Raw genomic sequence first — 15,709 nt, 5'->3', positions numbered from 1 at the left:
CTAAGTGCTCTACTAAATAGCCTCTCGGAAGTTATAAAGCCACCGTTTCAATCGGGAGAATGTCAGACTCTTCCGGGGATTATCTGCCTATGTGTATCGTACAGCCCGTCGTATTCACGCCAAAAACCCGCTCCAAACCTGAGAGCGCAGAGACACCCGATTCAGCGGAGGTCGGACATATCGCGGGCATGCAAAAACACCCCGCTCTTTTCATATGGAAGAAGGGACATATGAATATCCATGACACAGGAAAATGTACCGGTCAATCACCCGAAACTCATCTGCACAGCCATTGGTCTTGCCATGGGTGTCGCGGTCTTTGTCCTATCCCTCATGCAGAAGATCCAGCCGGAGTCCGCGATCCTGATGCTCTCCATTGGCGTATCCCTTTATGGTGTAGCACTCCTTCTCTTCAACAAATAGACCATGAAACCGCTTATCCCTGTCTTTTTCGGCACACTCGTCTTCCTCGGCCTTATCTATTATCTCCTTCCCGCTCCATTTCTTCTGGCGGGCGGGCCTGCCTGGTTTCTTCTCCTCGTAATCAATCCCCTCGCCTGCCTCATAACAGGCATTGTTTTCGGCCTCATCTGCGGCTTAAAAAAATCCGCTATCCTTCACCCGTTCATCGCAGGCATTGCCTTCATCCCTACTTTGTATCTCTACTACAATGACTCGGCTCTGGTCTACCTTGCCTTTTATGTCATCACTGCAGTAATGGGAGTAGGTATCGGCTGGATAATATATCTGAAAAAATAAGGACCTTCACTCTTTTTTTGGGAACCGACGGGCAGTAAACTTCTGCCAGCCGATATAGATCAAAATACCGACGGCGATCACCGCCGCCACTGCCCCTACTGCATATATCGGCTGCACAAACCAGAGATCGATGATCGCCCTCGCGCCAAATGCCATCGTCAGCGTTGCAAGGATGCTCCCCGCGAACACGATCGGCAGGATGATCTTCGGATGGATCGAAAGGAGTCTTCCGATGATCGAAGTGTCGATCGCACTCGATCCCATAAACGGAACATACATGAAAATCAGCAGGCCACCTACGGAAAGACCTTTGATCCACGGCCGTTTCTGCAGGATCTTGTTCGTTTTCTCCGTAAAAAACATCAGCACCTGACCAAGTACCGGTATCTTCAGCAGCAGATCAAAGTTAAAGGAGATCAGGACCGCAAGTGTCATGTCGATCGTTACGATCCCGGCGAGCACCAGCCACCAGGGATAGCCAAACCCCATCATCACCGGGATGATACTCTCTTTTCCCGCACCCGGCGCCATATACAGAGCGAACAGAGAGATTCCGAGAATGAACTGGTCGGTCGGCAGATACGCAAAAAGCCAGATGATGAAAACGGCGAGAATGCCCAGCATCCCAAACGTCATCACCACTCTTGTCTTCAGCTGCGGTTTATAATACGGGGAAATCTCCTCGCTCATGTCCCCTCCAAGCGGTAAAACCTCTTTGTAAACCTGCTCCAGAAGTACGCGATCACCACGATCGCCGCAAGGATGAGAACGGCAGCGGCAACACCAAGAAGCGGATGGATGTACCACAGCTGGATGACCGAGGAAGCGCCCAGTGCGACCGTCAGCGTGGAAAGCACACTCCCGATAACGACCAGACCGAGACTCACAGCCGGTTTATACCCAAGCAGCCGACCGAGCACCGAACAGGTTATCGATCCCGATCCCTGCAGCGGGATGTACATAAACAGCAGCAGTCCTGCACTCGACAGCTGTTCGATCCACGGTTTCGTTTTCCTGAGCTTATCAGCAGTCCGCATGACCCATCTGATCCATCTGCCGACAAGCGGGACCTTCAGCAGCAGATCAAAGTTTAAGGAAACAAACGTCGCCGTGACGATGTCCATGCCGACGACTCCGAGAAAGATCACCCATATCGGATACCCCAGACCGAGTGCCAAAGGGACGATCGTTTCTTTCCCGAACGGCGGGACGAGATAAGCGCCCATAAGGCCGATTAGTGCGAGATACTCCGTGCTTGGCGGAAGCGTGAACACACCTGTCTGTGGCGGATACACGAACCAGAAAACGCCAAGAAGAATGAGATATACCAGTATCGGGACGACCAGAAAGAAGACGCGTTTCAGGATACGATATATCCACTCCTTTCTGGTCTGTTCTCCCGTATTCATGCCTATTTGTTTGTGCGTGGATGATAAAGAGTTGGCGGGCACCTATCCGGTGTGCGGGTGCGAATCATTTTTTTGTGCGGACCTTCAATACTTAGCATTATGGATTACTCTATCTCGACGCATTGCCTCCACTCCACTCCGCTGGATGCTGCGCTGGAAACACTTGCCCCCCACACGGGTCATGTCGAGATCATGGATGACGGACCCCATTTTCTGACAGATGCAGCGCTCCTTCTCTCATACTCATACAAATACAGCATCCATGCTCCTTCACGCGGGGTGAACCTCGCCTCGGTTCTGGAACCTATACGCCGTGCCGCCGTGGAGGTCATCCATGACACATTATCAATAGCTGCAGAGGTCGACGCTCCGGTCGTTATCCACCCGGGATATATTGCATGGGAGTACGAGCGGGAACTCGCCGGCAAAAATCTCCGTGCCTCCCTTGCACAGATCCGGTCGGATGCTGCCGAGTTCGGCGTGACGTATTTTATTGAAAATATGGGGAACTGGGGATACTTTTATCTCCAGACCCCGGCCGATATTGAACTCCTGGACGGCGCCCTTTTCTGTCTGGACGTGGGCCACGCCAACGAGTGTGGAACACTGAAAGAGTTTCTGGAGGTCCCCTTCTCCCATGTTCATCTCCATGATAACGACGGAAAACATGACAGCCACTCGGCGATCGGTGAAGGTAATATCGACTTTGATAAGGTCATGACCAAAGTTCGGGAAAACAATGTCAGCCACCCGGTCATCGAAGTCGAGACACTGGAAGGAGCACTGCAAAGCCTGAATGTGCTCCGAGAGGGGGGATATTCATGAAGCTGAAAGATCTCACCTGGGAAATACGGCTCGCCTGCATGCTGATCGCCGTATCCGTCATCGTATACGCAGTTAAATTCCTGTTCTTCGGGGACAACGGTGCGAGTAACACACTCTCCTATATATTCAACAGTCTCGGATTTCTCCCGATCAACATCCTTATCGTGACGCTGATCATCAACCGCCTCCTGACCATGCGGGCGAAACGCGAACAACAGGAAAAAAGCCGCATGATCATCGGTCTGTTCTTCTCCGAGATGGGCGACATCCTTCTTAGGAAGATGATCCAGTGGGATAAGTCACCCGAAATGCTTCGTGAGAATATGCAGGTCATAAATACCTGGACCAAAGGGCAGTATACGGCGGCGAAGGATCATGCATCCAAATTATGCACACGAACGGTCCCAAGTCCCGACGATCTGAACGAGATCCGGGAAATCTTCATGAAAAATCATGACTTCCTGCTTCGTTTGATCGAAAATCCTGTACTTCTTGAACACAATACCATCTCCAAACTTCTGCAGGATCTGTTCCATCTGGGGGAAGAACTCGCAAGTCGGGATGATTTTCATACTCTGCCGGTCACCGATCTCGCCCACCTTACAGGAGATGTGAACCGGGTCTACTGTCAGCTCACTACCGCGTGGCTGGAGCATATGGAGTATCTGAGCAGAAACTACCCGTATCTTCTTTCCCTCTGCTTACGCAAAAGCCCGTTCCTGCTGGAAAACCGGGTAGTTGTAACTGAATAAAAAAAGATAATACCTATTTTTTAAAGAACCCGCGGCGTGCCGGTTTGACCGCAGCGGTATCCTTCTGCAGATTCAGCAGATGGTGCATGACCCGCACCTCTTTTTTCAGTTCATCGATATTTCTGACCAGCATATCGATGTTCTTCTGCATCCGGATCGTCTCCTTAAAACTCCTCTCCCTTGGCGGAGGCACGATCCCTGCCTGTTCCGCCTGCATAAGTCCCCCTTCGATCAAACGAAGCAGGGCTTCATTTCTCTCCAGCTCCTGCTTCTTTGCAAAAATATCCACCCGCTCGGCAAGCTCGGGATCCAGAGTAAAAGAAAGATGAATTGCCATACTAGTACTACTCCATTAGTATTCCGACTAATTTTAACTTATGGATGTTCCTGTGCGAGACCCCATACATGGAACGTCTGCACAACACCCAGAGGATCGGGCACGCCGTCCGGGACGCGTGCCGAGGTCCCGTTTTCCAGGATAACGACGCGAAACGAGATGTTCCAGCCCTCGATCAAAGCCGCAGACCTGGTCTCATACACTTCGCGAGCCAGATCACGGGTGAGATAAACGTCATGCTCTGTATCTTCAAAGAGCACTTCTTTCATATATCGCATGATATACCAGCGAAGTTCGCTCGCCATAGCAAGACCGCTTGATATGGTCGCCACCTCAAATGTCACACCCCAAGGTGTCTCCTTTGGGTGATAAAAACGGAGGATATGCCGGCTCGTCTCGGAATCCGAGAGGGTCCGGTAGAGATCCACGCCTGGTTTTCCAATACAGACCAAATGCATTAGATATACATTATATCGCGACGGTCATCATCCTTATCCTGATGCTTGACCTTGCGGATCGCCTGCGTGAAGTTCACGCCGGTGATCATATCGTCATTGTTTCTGATGGCAAGCATTCCTGCCTCGCGGCAGATCGCCTCGATCTCGGCACCGGTCAGATTGTCGGTCATTCTCACCAGTTCATCGTAATCGATTCCTGAGAGGGAGCCTGCTGCTTCCATCTTCTTCATGTGGACCTTGAAGATCTGCATCCTTGCTTCGCTGTCGGGTGCGGGGATCTTGATCAGGCGGTCGAACCGTCCCGGGCGGAGCAGTGCTGAATCCAGCATGTCGGGGCGGTTTGTGGCCGCCATGATCCGGATGTTCCCGCGGTTGTTGAACCCGTCCATCTCGGCAAGAAGCTGCATCAGTGTCCTCTGGACCTCGGCAGAGCCGGAAGTACCGTCATTCGTACGCATACTGCCGACCGCGTCGATCTCATCGATGAAAACAACAACACCGTTGTTTTTCACTGCAAGATCACGTGCCATCTCAAAGAGATCGCGGACCAACTGGGCGCCTTCACCGATGTATTTGTGCACAAGTTCGGAGCCTGCCATTCTCAGGAACGGAACGCCGGCATTGTTTGCGACCGCTTTCGCGATCAGCGTCTTACCGGTACCAGGCGGACCGAACAGAAGCACGCCTTTGGGTGGGATGACCCCGAACTTCTCGAAGGACTCGGGCCGTGTGAGCGGGTATTCGACCGCTTCGCGCACCTCGACGATCTCATTCTTCAGGCCGCCGATGTCGGCGAACGTGATCGTCGGTTTCTCTTCAAGCTCCATCACGCGGACACGCTCATCGATGGTGTTTCCAAGGATCTTCACGACCGAAAGCGTATTGTTGACCGCGACTTTGGTCCCTGCCTTCACTTCAGCATAGATCACAGGGTTTGCCTGGGTCACATACTCCTGATTATTGCCGAGCTGACGCAGATACAGTTCATTCTCTTCGAGTTTCTCTATAACGACCGCAACAAACAGCGGCAGACGCTTGAGCTGCGCATTCTCCTTTTTCAGCTGGGCATTGTCCATCCGGATCTTGTTGTTTTCCAGCCTGAGCGACTCGTTCTCGGTTTTCGTGGTCTTGATTATTTTATGGAGAGAATCGTTCTCTTTTTTCAGGAAGATCGCCTCTTCGTGTAACTTAGCATATTGGTCATTGAGGTCCCCGAAGTCGAGGGCATTTGGGGAGATGTTTGATTCGCGGGTTCGACCGGTATTGGGGGATTTTATCTCTTCTTCCATATAGTACTGTTTATGTTTGGGATTGAGCATTTATATTTTATCTGATTAAGGCATGGAAAAACTGTCACCGGCAATTCTGCAAACAGGAATCTGAGCGGAGTGCTCTCTGCAATGCATAAAATATATTCGCCGGGGGTATGTGGTGCGCGTGTGTCAGAGTATCTCCGGAATGATTCTTCGAAGAGCGAAAGCATCATCTCCCTCTCATTCCCGTATTCTTAATACTGTTCAGGATCAATAGATAGACATTATTTGATTTCGGAAAAGGAAGGGCAAAAATGAAATATGTAGTAGTAACCGGAGGAGTAATGAGCGGACTGGGAAAAGGCATCACTGCTGCATCTATCGGCCGCATTCTCATCAACAGGGGATATCACGTCACGAGCGTAAAGATCGATCCCTACCTGAATATCGACGCAGGACTCATGAACCCAGCCCAGCACGGCGAGGTCTTTGTCCTGAAAGACGGCGGGGAAGCTGATCTCGATCTGGGAAATTACGAGCGTTTCCTGGACATCGAACTTACCAGTGATCACAACCTGACCACAGGAAAGATCTACTCCTCGGTCATCTCGAAGGAGCGCCACGGAGATTATCTGGGCGCCACCGTCCAGATCATCCCTCATATCACCGATGAGATCAAAGACCGTATCAAACACGCAGCCGAGTCCTGGGTCGACAAAGACGGAAATCATGCCGAGATCTGTATCGTCGAGGTGGGAGGGACCGTGGGCGATATCGAAAGTATGCCGTTTTTGGAAGCTGTCCGCCAGATGCACTGGGAGTATGGAAACGGCGACTTTGCCCTCGTCCACGTCACACTCCTGCCGGCCGATACGATGGGCGATCTGAAAACGAAACCCACTCAGCACTCTGTCAAAGCTCTTCGCGAACTCGGTCTTGAAGCCGACATCATTGTCGGGAGAAGCAACCTTCCTGTCTCTCTCTCTACCAAACGAAAGATCTCCTCCTTCTGCGACGTGGATGTTCACGCCGTCATCAGTGCTCAGACGGCACCCGATACCTACCTCGTTCCCATGGAACTCGAAAAAGAGGGAATGGCCGAGGTCCTGTTAAAGCAGCTCCACCTTGAGTCGGGAAAACCGGACAACAGCTGGTATTCACTGATCGCCCGCGAATACACCAACCGTATCACTGTTGGTATCATCACCAAATACGGAGTTGAGGACGTCTATATTTCCATCAAGGAGGCCCTCAAACACGCAGGCCGTCTTCTCTCAACCGAGGTCGTTATCCACTGGCTCGACGCAGAACTCTACACCACTGAAGACCTCGCCGATCTGGATGGTATTCTCATCCCAGGCGGATTCGGCAACCGCGGTATCGAAGGCATGATCTCTGCGATCCAGTATGCCCGTGAACACAAAAAGCCTCTTCTTGGTCTCTGTCTCGGGTTCCAGCTCTGTGTCATCGAGTTCATGAGAAATGTTGTCGGCTATAAGGATGCGACAAGCGAAGAGATGGGTCCGGGCACCCATGCGATCGCTATTCTTCCCGAGCAGGAAGGCGTTGAAGACCTCGGCGGAACGATGCGTCTTGGCGACTACCCGGTCACCCTTGACCCGGCTTCCCGGCTTGCGGACCTCTACGGTTCGACCGAGATAGTCGAACGTCACCGGCACAGATATGAAGTCAACCCGGCCTACATCACTGAGATCGAAGCAAAGGGTATGAAGTTTGTCGGTCGAAACGGCAAACGTATGGAAGCACTTGAACTGGATGACCACCCGTACTTTGTTGCGACCCAGTTCCACCCTGAGTTCAGATCACGTCCTGCCCGCCCGTCTGCACCGTTCATCGGTTTTGTAAAAACCTGCCGCGATATTCAGAGAAAGGAGTAACATGGAATCGATCTTAGTTCTTGATTTCGGCGGCCAGTACAATCAGCTGATTGCCCGCCGCGTCAGAGAAGCACATGTTTTCTGTGAAGTGAAGCCCTGCACGATCCCTCTTTCGGAGATCAAAGCAGGGAACTATGCGGGAATTATTTTCACCGGCGGACCGGCGAGCGTGTATGCGAAAAACGCTCCGACCGTTGATGCCGGCATCTTCGATCTCGGTGTCCCGATCCTTGGGATATGTTACGGCGCACAGCTCACGGCATATCTCCTTGGAGGAAAAGTAGCATCTGCCGCGACCCGCGAGTACGGCAGAACGTTCGTCTCCACGGAGGAATCTGTCCTGTTCAAAAACGTCCCGAAAGAGACCACCTGCTGGATGAGTCACACGGATTATATCAGCGAGGTCCCTGCCGGATTCACGAGAGAGGCTCATACTACCGTATGTCCGGTCGCTGCGATGGCAAACCCTGCAAAGAAGATCTACGCAGTTCAGTTCCACCCGGAAGTCATGCACACGCCTGAGGGCATGACGATGATCAAAAACTTCCTCTACGATGTCTGCGGATGCAAAGGCACCTGGAGAATGTCCTCTTTTGTTGAGGACATGATCCTTCAGCTCCGTGAGAAGATCGGCGACAAGAAAGTTCTGTGCGCACTGTCAGGAGGAGTCGACTCATCCGTTGCTGCGGTCCTTGTCCACAAAGCTGTTGGAAAACAGCTGACCTGTATCTTCGTTGATCACGGTCTTCTCAGAAAGAACGAGGGAGATGAGGTCGAGCAGATCTTCCGGAAGCAGTATGATATCAATCTGATCCGGGTCAATGTCGAGGACCAGTTCCTCGGGAAACTTGCCGGCGTCAGCGACCCAGAACAGAAACGGAAGATCATCGGTGAGGAGTTCATCCGCGTCTTTGAAGTCGAGGCAAAAAAGATCGGCACAGTGGATTTCCTTGTGCAGGGAACGATCTATCCTGATGTGATCGAGTCGGGCCCGGGCGCGGCTGCGGTGATCAAAAGCCATCATAATGTCGGCGGTCTGCCGGATCATGTGGATTTCAAGGAGATCATCGAGCCGCTGCGAGTCCTTTTTAAGGATGAGGTCCGTCGTGCCGGTCTCGAACTTGGCATCCCGGAGAATCTGGTCTGGCGTCAGCCGTTCCCGGGTCCGGGTCTCGCGATCCGAGTGATCGGTGATATCACGAAGGAAAAGCTGGATATCGTGCGTGATGCTGATGCGATCTACCGCGAAGAGATCGCGAAAGCAGGGATCGACCGGGACATCAACCAGTATTTTGCGGCACTGACGAACATGCGCAGTGTCGGGGTGATGGGCGATGAGCGGACGTATGACTATGCGATCGTCTTACGTGCGGTCACGACGACCGATTTCATGACTGCCGACTGGGCACAGATCCCCTTCCCGCTGCTCGAAAAGGTCTCGAGCCGAATCATCAATGAAGTTCGGCACGTGAACCGTGTCTTATACGACATCACCAGCAAGCCCCCGGCAACGATCGAATACGAATAAATTACAGGATGCTGCAGAACATAATCTTCGGAAATAAAATCCCGGGATTATAATTCTGGGAATGCAAGCGAATGGTGTAATTTATGAAAATAATCGGATTAATAGGAAGCTATAGGAAAAACGGGAATACTGATACAGCTGTGAGAAAAGTGCTTGAGGGTGCTATGGATCAGGGTGCAGAAGTAGAAGCTATCTATTTAAAAAATTATGAAATAAAAGATTGCAATGGATGTGAAGGGTGTAAAACGACCTTTGAGTGTGTTATTCAAGATGATATGCAAAAAATATATCCTAAAATAATGGAGGCAGATGGTGTCGTCATCGGATCTCCAACCTATTTTTACAACGTAACCGGTATCATCAAAAATATGATAGACCGGCTCTATTGCTATGAGGTTTTTGATGAAGACGACCGGTCAGTGTGGATGGGGATACACGAAGCAACGGGAATTAAATATGCAACGGTCGTTGCCGTTTGCGAGCAGAAAGATCCGGAAGATCTGGGATATACTGCAGTTACTATGACCAGATCCCTGCAGGCTCTTGGATACAGAGTCGTGGATGAGCTTAAAATATATAATGTATTTAATAAAAATGAACTATTATTGGATACGAATCAGTTGATCAAGCTGGAAAAAGCTGGAAAAAAGTTAGTCAAAACGATTCTTCTCAAGGATAAAATACTGAATATTATGAAATCAAAAATGTAAGAGGACATATGTTGAGAAAACGCTCTCGTGAATCACTTACTTTTCAAAATAAGTCTCCAATATTTCATATATTTTTCTGATAATGGGGTGCGGGAGGGCGACTCCGGCGCGGAGCCCGACGCGGTGGTTATATCCTATTTCCAAGGCTCAAGTTAACGTTCTGTCTAGCTCATCTGTCGCTGAAGAGTTAAAAAAAAGGGATTGGGAGGTGTGAGGTGTATTTTGAAAGGGAAGCGGCTTGGGAATATGGTTACAATCTAATATTTCCCGAATTGAATCCACACCCCAACACCGCGTACGTAATATCTAAATATTCCATCGCAATCGAACTACCGGAAATATATAGGGGTCACGGTAAATCGGATATAACCACCGCGTCGGGCTCGCAAATCAGAGATTTGCTCAGCTAAGATCGCCGGCTTTGCCGTCAATCCGCCTCCGCGCCGGAGTCGCCCTCCCGCACCCCATATTCATAAAAAGGAATGAGATGTGGGAGAAGTATATTTGCAACTGTCAAAACCAGGCTCCAACTTCCCATTATGTTTATTTGGGTGTGGATATATAAAAAAATGAACAAATAAATTCAAATTAATAGTAAAGAGGTAAAACATGAGCAATATTGCAGTAATTGTCGGAAGCGTTAGAAAAAACGGGAATACAGAAATATTAGCGAAAGCCTTTGTTGATGGAGCGAAGAAGAATAATAACGTGGAAATTATTTCAGTTGCCGATTATAAAGTAAATCCATGCATCGGTTGCAATGCTTGTTTTTCGAGAGAAGGTAATGCATGTTTTCAGGATGATGATATGCCAAGGATTTACAAAAAGTTGACAGAAGCTGACATCATAGTTGTTGCATCTCCAGTCTATTTCTACGGAATTAGCGCACAATTAAAGGCAATTATTGACCATTTACATACGCCTTTAAGAAACACGTTTAACGTTAAAAAATTAGGATTATTATTAGTTGCAGGGGAAACGCTTCCGGCAGTATTTGATTCGATAGAATTGCAATATCAATTAATTTTAGATTATTTCAATCTCCAGGATGCGGGAAGGGTTTTTGCAAAAGGCTTAAAAAATAGAGGCGACATCAAGGGAAATCAGGCGCTGGCAGAAGCTCGGAAGTTAGGCGAACAAATAAGATGAAATATAAATTTTTCATGCGATTTAATTCCAGTTATGATCAAAATGATAAATAAAACATGCGAACGTGTATGCAATTACTAATGAGGGAAGAGTTTATATGAGCAGCAAATTGGAGTTTGATTCGGAATTTTGTAATGTAAGATATATGAAAAATGAAAAGGTGGTGTTTCTAACATGGAAAAAATTTGCCTGTTTGAATGATTACAGAAAGCCTACCTTATTTGCATTAGATTTATTGAAGCAATTTCCGCATAGTAATTTTGTTGTTGATGCAAGGAATGGATTTGAGGATGACAAAGAAGATGTAGAATGGGGGTTTTCTGAGTTGCTTCCCAATATATCAAAAACTGATTGTGAATACGTTGCATTCATCATGCCAGAGACGGAGGATATTCAAGACGAAATGGATATGTGGACAAAAGAGTTCGGAAAGTATTTTGCAGTTGTTAAAGCAAAAAGTTTTGAGCAGGCTTTAAGTAAAATTAATGACCGAATTCTTGTAAATGTCAAATATGCAGTCATTCCAGGCAAACGGGATGAGTTTCTTGAAAAAGTTGTTGAAAATGATATTATTACCGCTTCAAGGGCAGAGCCGGGCAATTACAAATATGAATACTATAAACCCGTAGATTCAGAAGACATCTTGTTTTTAATGGAAATTTGGGTAAGCAACAAAGCTCAGACGTTACATAGTAAAACAGAACATTATCAACGGTTACAGTCTTTGAAAAAAGAGTATGTTACCAACGTGACTATTGAAAAATACAGCATAAGCGCAATAGTCTGAAGTACGTTGATCTACCATCTTGTTATGGGCACAATGAGCCGAGCGAGAGCAAAAATGAACTTTGATGTTACCTGGATTACTCCCGGAGCGCTAATCCATAGAAAAACCCTCGAATTTGCCGTATTTCCCCCCGATCAACATGCAGTTTCAATACACAGAACGACAAATATTTATCTAAATATCAGCGAGAAAAAATCATGTCCACCTACAAAGAACTTGATGCAAAATACTACATGCCCTGCTTTGGACGGTCGATGGAGATCGTCAAAGGAGAAGGCTGCACTGTTTGGGACGATAATGGGAACAAATACCTCGACTTAGTCGCAGGAATCGCGGTCTGCAGCACAGGTCACTGCCACCCCGAAGTAGTGGACGCTATCTGCCGCCAGGCACACGAACTTATCCACTGCTCCAATCTTTACTACATACCAGGTCAGGCCGAACTTGCAGAAAAACTGAGCAAAGCAAGCGGCATGGGCAAGGTCTTCTTCGGCAACAGCGGGGCCGAAGCAATCGATGCGGCTCTCAAACTTGCCAAGGTCCGCACGGGACGGAAAAACTTCGTCTCCTTCAACCACGATTTCCACGGACGGACCATCGGATCCCTCGCCGTCACCCACAAACCCCAGATCAGGGAACCCTTCGAGCCGCTTGGAATCCACTGTGATTTCCCGGACTACGGCGTCCTCGAGGGTCTCAAAGCTGCCGTCAATAAAGATACTGCAGCCGTTGTCTTCGAACCTATTCAGGGAGAGACCGGCATCATCATCCCGCCCGAGGACTTCCTGCCCGGGATCAGGGATATCTGCGACGACGCCGGAGCTCTTATGATCTGCGACGAAGTCCAGAGCGGCATGGGACGGACCGGAAAATGGTTTGCATTCCAGCACTCCACCGTCCAGCCCGATATCATCAGCATTGCAAAAGGGATCGCGTCAGGCATCCCGATGGGTGCGATCATCGCCCGGGAAGGACTCGAGTTCACCAAAGGCGAACACGGCAGTACCTTTGCCGGCGGTCCTATCGCCTGCGCTGCAGGAAACGCCACATTCGGCATCATCGAAAAACTTCTGCCGGGCATCGCTGCAAAAGGCGAACTTTTCAAGAAAGGTCTTGCTGCATTCAACCCGCGGGTACGGGGTCTGATGGTCGGGTTCACACTCGGCGACTCTGCTCCGAAACTTGCCGAAATCTGTATGGAAAAGGGTGTTCTCATCAACGTTGCCGGTGAAGGCAATATTCGGATCGTCCCGCCTCTGACAATCTCGGCCGACGAAATCAACTATGCAGTCGGAGTGATCAATGAAGCCGCGGGTCAGATCTGAATTCATCAAATCAGGGTATGTCTTTGCAAAATCCCCTGCGGATATCGCAAAGGAATACGGATTCTCCGAAGTTGCCCTTCTCGGGAGCAACGAAAATCCCTATCCCCCGTCAGAAAAGGTCATTCGCGCAGCAAAAGAGGCTTTATCCGGCGTAAACAGATATCCGGATCCGAAGGCGGCAGAATATCACGCGGCGCTTCGTGCGAATATCTGCGATGCTCCTGTCGTTACATCGGGACTTGGCATGGACGGTGTCATTGAGACCGCCATCCGAACACTGGTAGCTCCAGGTGAAAAAGTCGTCATTTCCACACCGACATTTTCCATGTACGGCCTCGCTGCAAAAGCAGCGTCTGCAAAAGTGGTAAATGTCCCCCGTAAATCTGATTTCACTGTGGATCTGGACGTGTTCCTCCAGGAAGCGAAGGACGCGAAAATTTCCTTCCTCTGTACACCGAACAATCCCACCGGGACCGTGACTCCGATCGAGGACATCGAATATATTCTCGACCGGATCGACGGCGTTCTTTTCCTGGACTGTGCCTATGTCGAGTTTTCGGATGTCAACTATCTGCCGCTTCTCTCCCGCGACAATCTCATCATCGGACGGACCATGTCCAAGGTCTACGGTCTTGCGGGGCTTCGTATCGGGTATGCATTCGTTCCCGAATGGTTCGAAGGTCCCTACAACGTTGCGGCAACCCCGTTCACCCTGAACCGCGTTTCCGCAGCTGCGGCAGCCGAAGCGGTATCGGATCATGTCTATAAAGATAATTTCATCGCTCATGTCAGGAAATGGCGTGAGGAATTCATCAAAGAGATCCCATTCCCGGTATCTCCCAGCGGTGCGAACTTTGTTTTGATCAATGTCGCACCCAAGTTAGGGGATGACGCAATGGAAGCCCTTGCAAAGCAGGGAGTTCTCGTTCGTTCCTGTGCAAGTTTCCCGGGACTTGGGGATACGTTCATCCGTGTGAGTGTCGGCGATGTCTGGGAGAACGAGAGGTTCCTTTCAGCGGTGAAAAAATTATGATGATCGGGATAACCGGAACTCCCGGATGCGGGAAGACCTCGGTTGCTGAACTTCTGCGGGAAATGGGTCATCCGGTTCTCGATCTGAAAACCACTGTGGCCCCGTTTGTTCTTGAACATGATGACGAATCGGGTTCGGATGTTGTGGACGTGGATGCATGGGCCGATGCATTTCCCTACACCGACGGATTTGTGGAAGGAGCATTCGCCCATTATCTTCCCTGCGATAAGATCGTGATCCTCCGGTGTCGTCCGGATGTTCTCAGAGAACGTCTCGCTCCCCGCGGATATTCAGAGGAAAAGATCAACGAAAATGTGGAGGCAGAGGCTTTGGACGTGATCCTGATCGAAACTGTTGATGCCTTTGCATCGGAACAGATTTATGAGATAGACACTACAAGTACAGATAGAGAATCTGTGGTCAGGAGTATCATCTCTTTTGTTAAGGGGGAATCTCCCGCATCATTTGGATCGCTTGACTGGTCAGAGTATATAGCAGATGTCTTATGAGTCTTGATTCACTTCGTCCGAAAATCCAGTGGGTACTAACGCCGATTGCACATGCGTTTTCGAAACTTCCGATAACGCCGAATATGTGGAGCGTCGTCTCTCTGATATGTGCGTTTATCGCCGGAGTTTTTTTCGCATTCGGTCAGCCGTTTTTCGGTGTGCTCTTTGTTGTTTTGAACTCGTTTCTGGATGTTCTGGACGGAGCCCTCGCCCGGTATACGGGACTTGCAAGCCCGATCGGTGATTATCTGGATCATGTCTTCGACCGGTATGCAGATGTGTTCATCGTCACCGGTATCATCGTTTACGGGGTCCAGACCTGGCAAGCGCCGGTTCCGTCGTGGGTGATAGGTATTTTTGCGATCACCGGCGTTCTGCTTTCATCCTATATGGGGACCCAGGCACAGGCAGTTGGTCTCAAGCGAAACTACGGCGGGGTCCTCGGGCGTGCCGATCGTCTGGTTCTTTTGATGCTGTTCGGTCTTGCCGAGGTCATCTATCCGGCACCGATCCTGTTTGGTCTGCCGTTCCTTGGCTGGATGCTTGTCGTGTACGGATTCTTCGGGCATATCACCGCGATCCAGCGGTTCGTGATGACGCTCAAAGAACTGAACGCGGGAAAAGGGCAGTAGATATTAATCACTATTTTTTTCTAATACTCTATCTCTAATAGGAATTACGCTGTGTTGGTGTGGATCCAATTTGGGAGAGAGGTAACTGGGTGTGGATGGATGAGAAATAACCAACCGCGAATCGGCGCGAATCCGCCCTTCGGGCGAGAAGAATCGGATTTGCTATCCCTCACTCTCGCTCGTTGGGTCTAGTCGTAAATCAAAGATTTGCTCGGCTGAGGTCGTCGACTTCGTCGACAACCCGCTCGACCCAACGGCTCGCCCCTTCATCGGGAGCGTTCGGGCAAATCCTGTCGCCGCCCCAGCGGCTCCTGTGAGAGAAATATTATGGTAGTTTTTAATGAA

The 15,709-nt window shown here is 49.7% G+C and carries 18 protein-coding genes; 13 read left to right on the top strand and 5 right to left on the bottom strand.

What is annotated here, in order from left to right:
- Positions 1 to 240: 240 nt before the first annotated feature.
- Both Q7J08_RS08730 and Q7J08_RS08725 read left to right on the top strand, forming a co-directional pair.
- Positions 241 to 423: a hypothetical protein gene (locus tag Q7J08_RS08730; protein ID WP_304911310.1), complete on the top strand. Its 183-nt coding sequence runs from the start codon at positions 241 to 243 to the stop codon at positions 421 to 423.
- A gap of 3 nt (positions 424 to 426) precedes the next feature.
- On the top strand, positions 427 to 759 hold the full coding sequence (locus Q7J08_RS08725; protein WP_304911309.1) for a hypothetical protein: 333 nt from the start codon (positions 427 to 429) through the stop codon (positions 757 to 759).
- Between the two features lie 6 nt (positions 760 to 765).
- Here the strand turns inward: Q7J08_RS08725 and Q7J08_RS08720 are convergent, their stop codons facing one another.
- The gene (locus Q7J08_RS08720; RefSeq protein WP_304911308.1) at positions 766 to 1,449 is read right to left on the bottom strand and encodes a small multi-drug export protein; all 684 of its coding nucleotides are present in this window, start codon (positions 1,447 to 1,449) and stop codon (positions 766 to 768) included.
- On the bottom strand, positions 1,446 to 2,168 hold the full coding sequence (locus tag Q7J08_RS08715) for a small multi-drug export protein (RefSeq protein ID WP_304911307.1): 723 nt from the start codon (positions 2,166 to 2,168) through the stop codon (positions 1,446 to 1,448). The genes Q7J08_RS08720 and Q7J08_RS08715 overlap by 4 nt, the downstream gene beginning before the upstream one ends.
- A gap of 99 nt (positions 2,169 to 2,267) precedes the next feature.
- Between Q7J08_RS08715 and Q7J08_RS08710 the strand changes: the two genes are divergently transcribed.
- Positions 2,268 to 2,993, top strand: coding sequence for a sugar phosphate isomerase/epimerase (locus Q7J08_RS08710; protein WP_304911306.1), 726 nt, complete (start codon positions 2,268 to 2,270; stop codon positions 2,991 to 2,993).
- A complete protein-coding gene (locus Q7J08_RS08705) occupies positions 2,990 to 3,745 on the top strand; it encodes a hypothetical protein (protein WP_304911305.1) in 756 nt (251 codons plus the stop codon). Before Q7J08_RS08710 ends, Q7J08_RS08705 begins: the two co-directional genes overlap by 4 nt.
- A 13-nt stretch (positions 3,746 to 3,758) precedes the next feature.
- On the opposite strand, the gene Q7J08_RS08700 is transcribed toward Q7J08_RS08705, so the two are convergent.
- The 3 genes from Q7J08_RS08700 to Q7J08_RS08690 are packed head-to-tail and all read right to left on the bottom strand — an operon-like array spanning position 3,759 to position 5,829.
- Complete coding sequence (locus Q7J08_RS08700) at positions 3,759 to 4,082, bottom strand: type II secretion system protein E (RefSeq protein WP_304911304.1); 324 nt, start codon at positions 4,080 to 4,082, stop codon at positions 3,759 to 3,761.
- A gap of 38 nt (positions 4,083 to 4,120) precedes the next feature.
- Positions 4,121 to 4,540: a DUF5804 family protein gene (locus Q7J08_RS08695; RefSeq protein WP_304911303.1), complete on the bottom strand. Its 420-nt coding sequence runs from the start codon at positions 4,538 to 4,540 to the stop codon at positions 4,121 to 4,123.
- Positions 4,540 to 5,829 (bottom strand): proteasome-activating nucleotidase, encoded by a 1,290-nt coding sequence (locus tag Q7J08_RS08690; RefSeq protein ID WP_304911302.1) that lies wholly within the window; start codon positions 5,827 to 5,829, stop codon positions 4,540 to 4,542. The genes Q7J08_RS08695 and Q7J08_RS08690 overlap by 1 nt, the downstream gene beginning before the upstream one ends.
- A gap of 278 nt (positions 5,830 to 6,107) precedes the next feature.
- Here Q7J08_RS08690 and pyrG point away from each other — a divergent pair, with 278 nt between their 5' ends.
- The 9 genes from pyrG (at position 6,108) to Q7J08_RS08645 (ending at position 15,364) form a co-directional block, all read left to right on the top strand.
- Positions 6,108 to 7,691: a glutamine hydrolyzing CTP synthase gene (pyrG, locus tag Q7J08_RS08685; protein ID WP_304911301.1), complete on the top strand. Its 1,584-nt coding sequence runs from the start codon at positions 6,108 to 6,110 to the stop codon at positions 7,689 to 7,691.
- Position 7,692: 1 nt separating this feature from the next.
- Positions 7,693 to 9,219: a glutamine-hydrolyzing GMP synthase gene (gene guaA, locus Q7J08_RS08680; protein WP_304911300.1), complete on the top strand. Its 1,527-nt coding sequence runs from the start codon at positions 7,693 to 7,695 to the stop codon at positions 9,217 to 9,219.
- Between the two features lie 83 nt (positions 9,220 to 9,302).
- Positions 9,303 to 9,929 (top strand): flavodoxin family protein, encoded by a 627-nt coding sequence (locus tag Q7J08_RS08675; RefSeq protein WP_304911299.1) that lies wholly within the window; start codon positions 9,303 to 9,305, stop codon positions 9,927 to 9,929.
- 609 nt (positions 9,930 to 10,538) lie between these two features.
- Positions 10,539 to 11,078 (top strand): flavodoxin family protein, encoded by a 540-nt coding sequence (locus Q7J08_RS08670; protein WP_304911298.1) that lies wholly within the window; start codon positions 10,539 to 10,541, stop codon positions 11,076 to 11,078.
- A 145-nt stretch (positions 11,079 to 11,223) separates the two neighbouring features.
- Complete coding sequence (locus tag Q7J08_RS08665; protein WP_304911297.1) at positions 11,224 to 11,865, top strand: putative quinol monooxygenase; 642 nt, start codon at positions 11,224 to 11,226, stop codon at positions 11,863 to 11,865.
- A gap of 197 nt (positions 11,866 to 12,062) precedes the next feature.
- Positions 12,063 to 13,190 carry an aspartate aminotransferase family protein gene (locus tag Q7J08_RS08660; RefSeq protein WP_304911296.1) on the top strand — a complete coding sequence of 376 codons (1,128 nt, stop codon included), beginning with the start codon at positions 12,063 to 12,065 and terminating at the stop codon, positions 13,188 to 13,190.
- On the top strand, positions 13,168 to 14,223 hold the full coding sequence (locus Q7J08_RS08655) for a histidinol-phosphate transaminase (protein WP_304911295.1): 1,056 nt from the start codon (positions 13,168 to 13,170) through the stop codon (positions 14,221 to 14,223). Before Q7J08_RS08660 ends, Q7J08_RS08655 begins: the two co-directional genes overlap by 23 nt.
- Entirely contained in the window at positions 14,220 to 14,732 is a 513-nt protein-coding gene (locus Q7J08_RS08650) for an adenylate kinase family protein (RefSeq protein WP_304911294.1), read from the top strand. Before Q7J08_RS08655 ends, Q7J08_RS08650 begins: the two co-directional genes overlap by 4 nt.
- Entirely contained in the window at positions 14,729 to 15,364 is a 636-nt protein-coding gene (locus tag Q7J08_RS08645; protein WP_304911293.1) for a CDP-alcohol phosphatidyltransferase family protein, read from the top strand. Before Q7J08_RS08650 ends, Q7J08_RS08645 begins: the two co-directional genes overlap by 4 nt.
- Positions 15,365 to 15,709: the final 345 nt, after the last annotated feature.

It is taken from the genome of Methanocorpusculum sp. (assembly GCF_030655665.1).
GTDB lineage: Archaea > Halobacteriota > Methanomicrobia > Methanomicrobiales > Methanocorpusculaceae > Methanocorpusculum.
This window is presented reverse-complemented; position numbering and strand designations above follow the sequence as displayed.

What these genes read in the sequence shown, in the direction of transcription:
- Q7J08_RS08710 (WP_304911306.1), top strand. Translation starts at nt 2,268, where the DNA reads ATGGATTACTCTATCTCGACGCATTGCCTCCACTCCACTCCGCTGGAT.
- Q7J08_RS08715 (WP_304911307.1), bottom strand. Translation starts at nt 2,168, where the DNA reads ATGAATACGGGAGAACAGACCAGAAAGGAGTGGATATATCGTATCCTG.
- Q7J08_RS08720 (WP_304911308.1), bottom strand. Translation starts at nt 1,449, where the DNA reads ATGAGCGAGGAGATTTCCCCGTATTATAAACCGCAGCTGAAGACAAGA.
- Q7J08_RS08705 (WP_304911305.1), top strand. Translation starts at nt 2,990, where the DNA reads ATGAAGCTGAAAGATCTCACCTGGGAAATACGGCTCGCCTGCATGCTG.
- Q7J08_RS08695 (WP_304911303.1), bottom strand. Translation starts at nt 4,540, where the DNA reads ATGCATTTGGTCTGTATTGGAAAACCAGGCGTGGATCTCTACCGGACC.
- pyrG (WP_304911301.1), top strand. Translation starts at nt 6,108, where the DNA reads ATGAAATATGTAGTAGTAACCGGAGGAGTAATGAGCGGACTGGGAAAA.
- Q7J08_RS08660 (WP_304911296.1), top strand. Translation starts at nt 12,063, where the DNA reads ATGTCCACCTACAAAGAACTTGATGCAAAATACTACATGCCCTGCTTT.
- Q7J08_RS08675 (WP_304911299.1), top strand. Translation starts at nt 9,303, where the DNA reads ATGAAAATAATCGGATTAATAGGAAGCTATAGGAAAAACGGGAATACT.
- Q7J08_RS08700 (WP_304911304.1), bottom strand. Translation starts at nt 4,082, where the DNA reads ATGGCAATTCATCTTTCTTTTACTCTGGATCCCGAGCTTGCCGAGCGG.
- Q7J08_RS08665 (WP_304911297.1), top strand. Translation starts at nt 11,224, where the DNA reads ATGAAAAATGAAAAGGTGGTGTTTCTAACATGGAAAAAATTTGCCTGT.
- Q7J08_RS08645 (WP_304911293.1), top strand. Translation starts at nt 14,729, where the DNA reads ATGAGTCTTGATTCACTTCGTCCGAAAATCCAGTGGGTACTAACGCCG.
- Q7J08_RS08690 (WP_304911302.1), bottom strand. Translation starts at nt 5,829, where the DNA reads ATGGAAGAAGAGATAAAATCCCCCAATACCGGTCGAACCCGCGAATCA.
- Q7J08_RS08725 (WP_304911309.1), top strand. Translation starts at nt 427, where the DNA reads ATGAAACCGCTTATCCCTGTCTTTTTCGGCACACTCGTCTTCCTCGGC.
- Q7J08_RS08670 (WP_304911298.1), top strand. Translation starts at nt 10,539, where the DNA reads ATGAGCAATATTGCAGTAATTGTCGGAAGCGTTAGAAAAAACGGGAAT.
- guaA (WP_304911300.1), top strand. Translation starts at nt 7,693, where the DNA reads ATGGAATCGATCTTAGTTCTTGATTTCGGCGGCCAGTACAATCAGCTG.
- Q7J08_RS08730 (WP_304911310.1), top strand. Translation starts at nt 241, where the DNA reads ATGACACAGGAAAATGTACCGGTCAATCACCCGAAACTCATCTGCACA.
- Q7J08_RS08655 (WP_304911295.1), top strand. Translation starts at nt 13,168, where the DNA reads ATGAAGCCGCGGGTCAGATCTGAATTCATCAAATCAGGGTATGTCTTT.
- Q7J08_RS08650 (WP_304911294.1), top strand. Translation starts at nt 14,220, where the DNA reads ATGATGATCGGGATAACCGGAACTCCCGGATGCGGGAAGACCTCGGTT.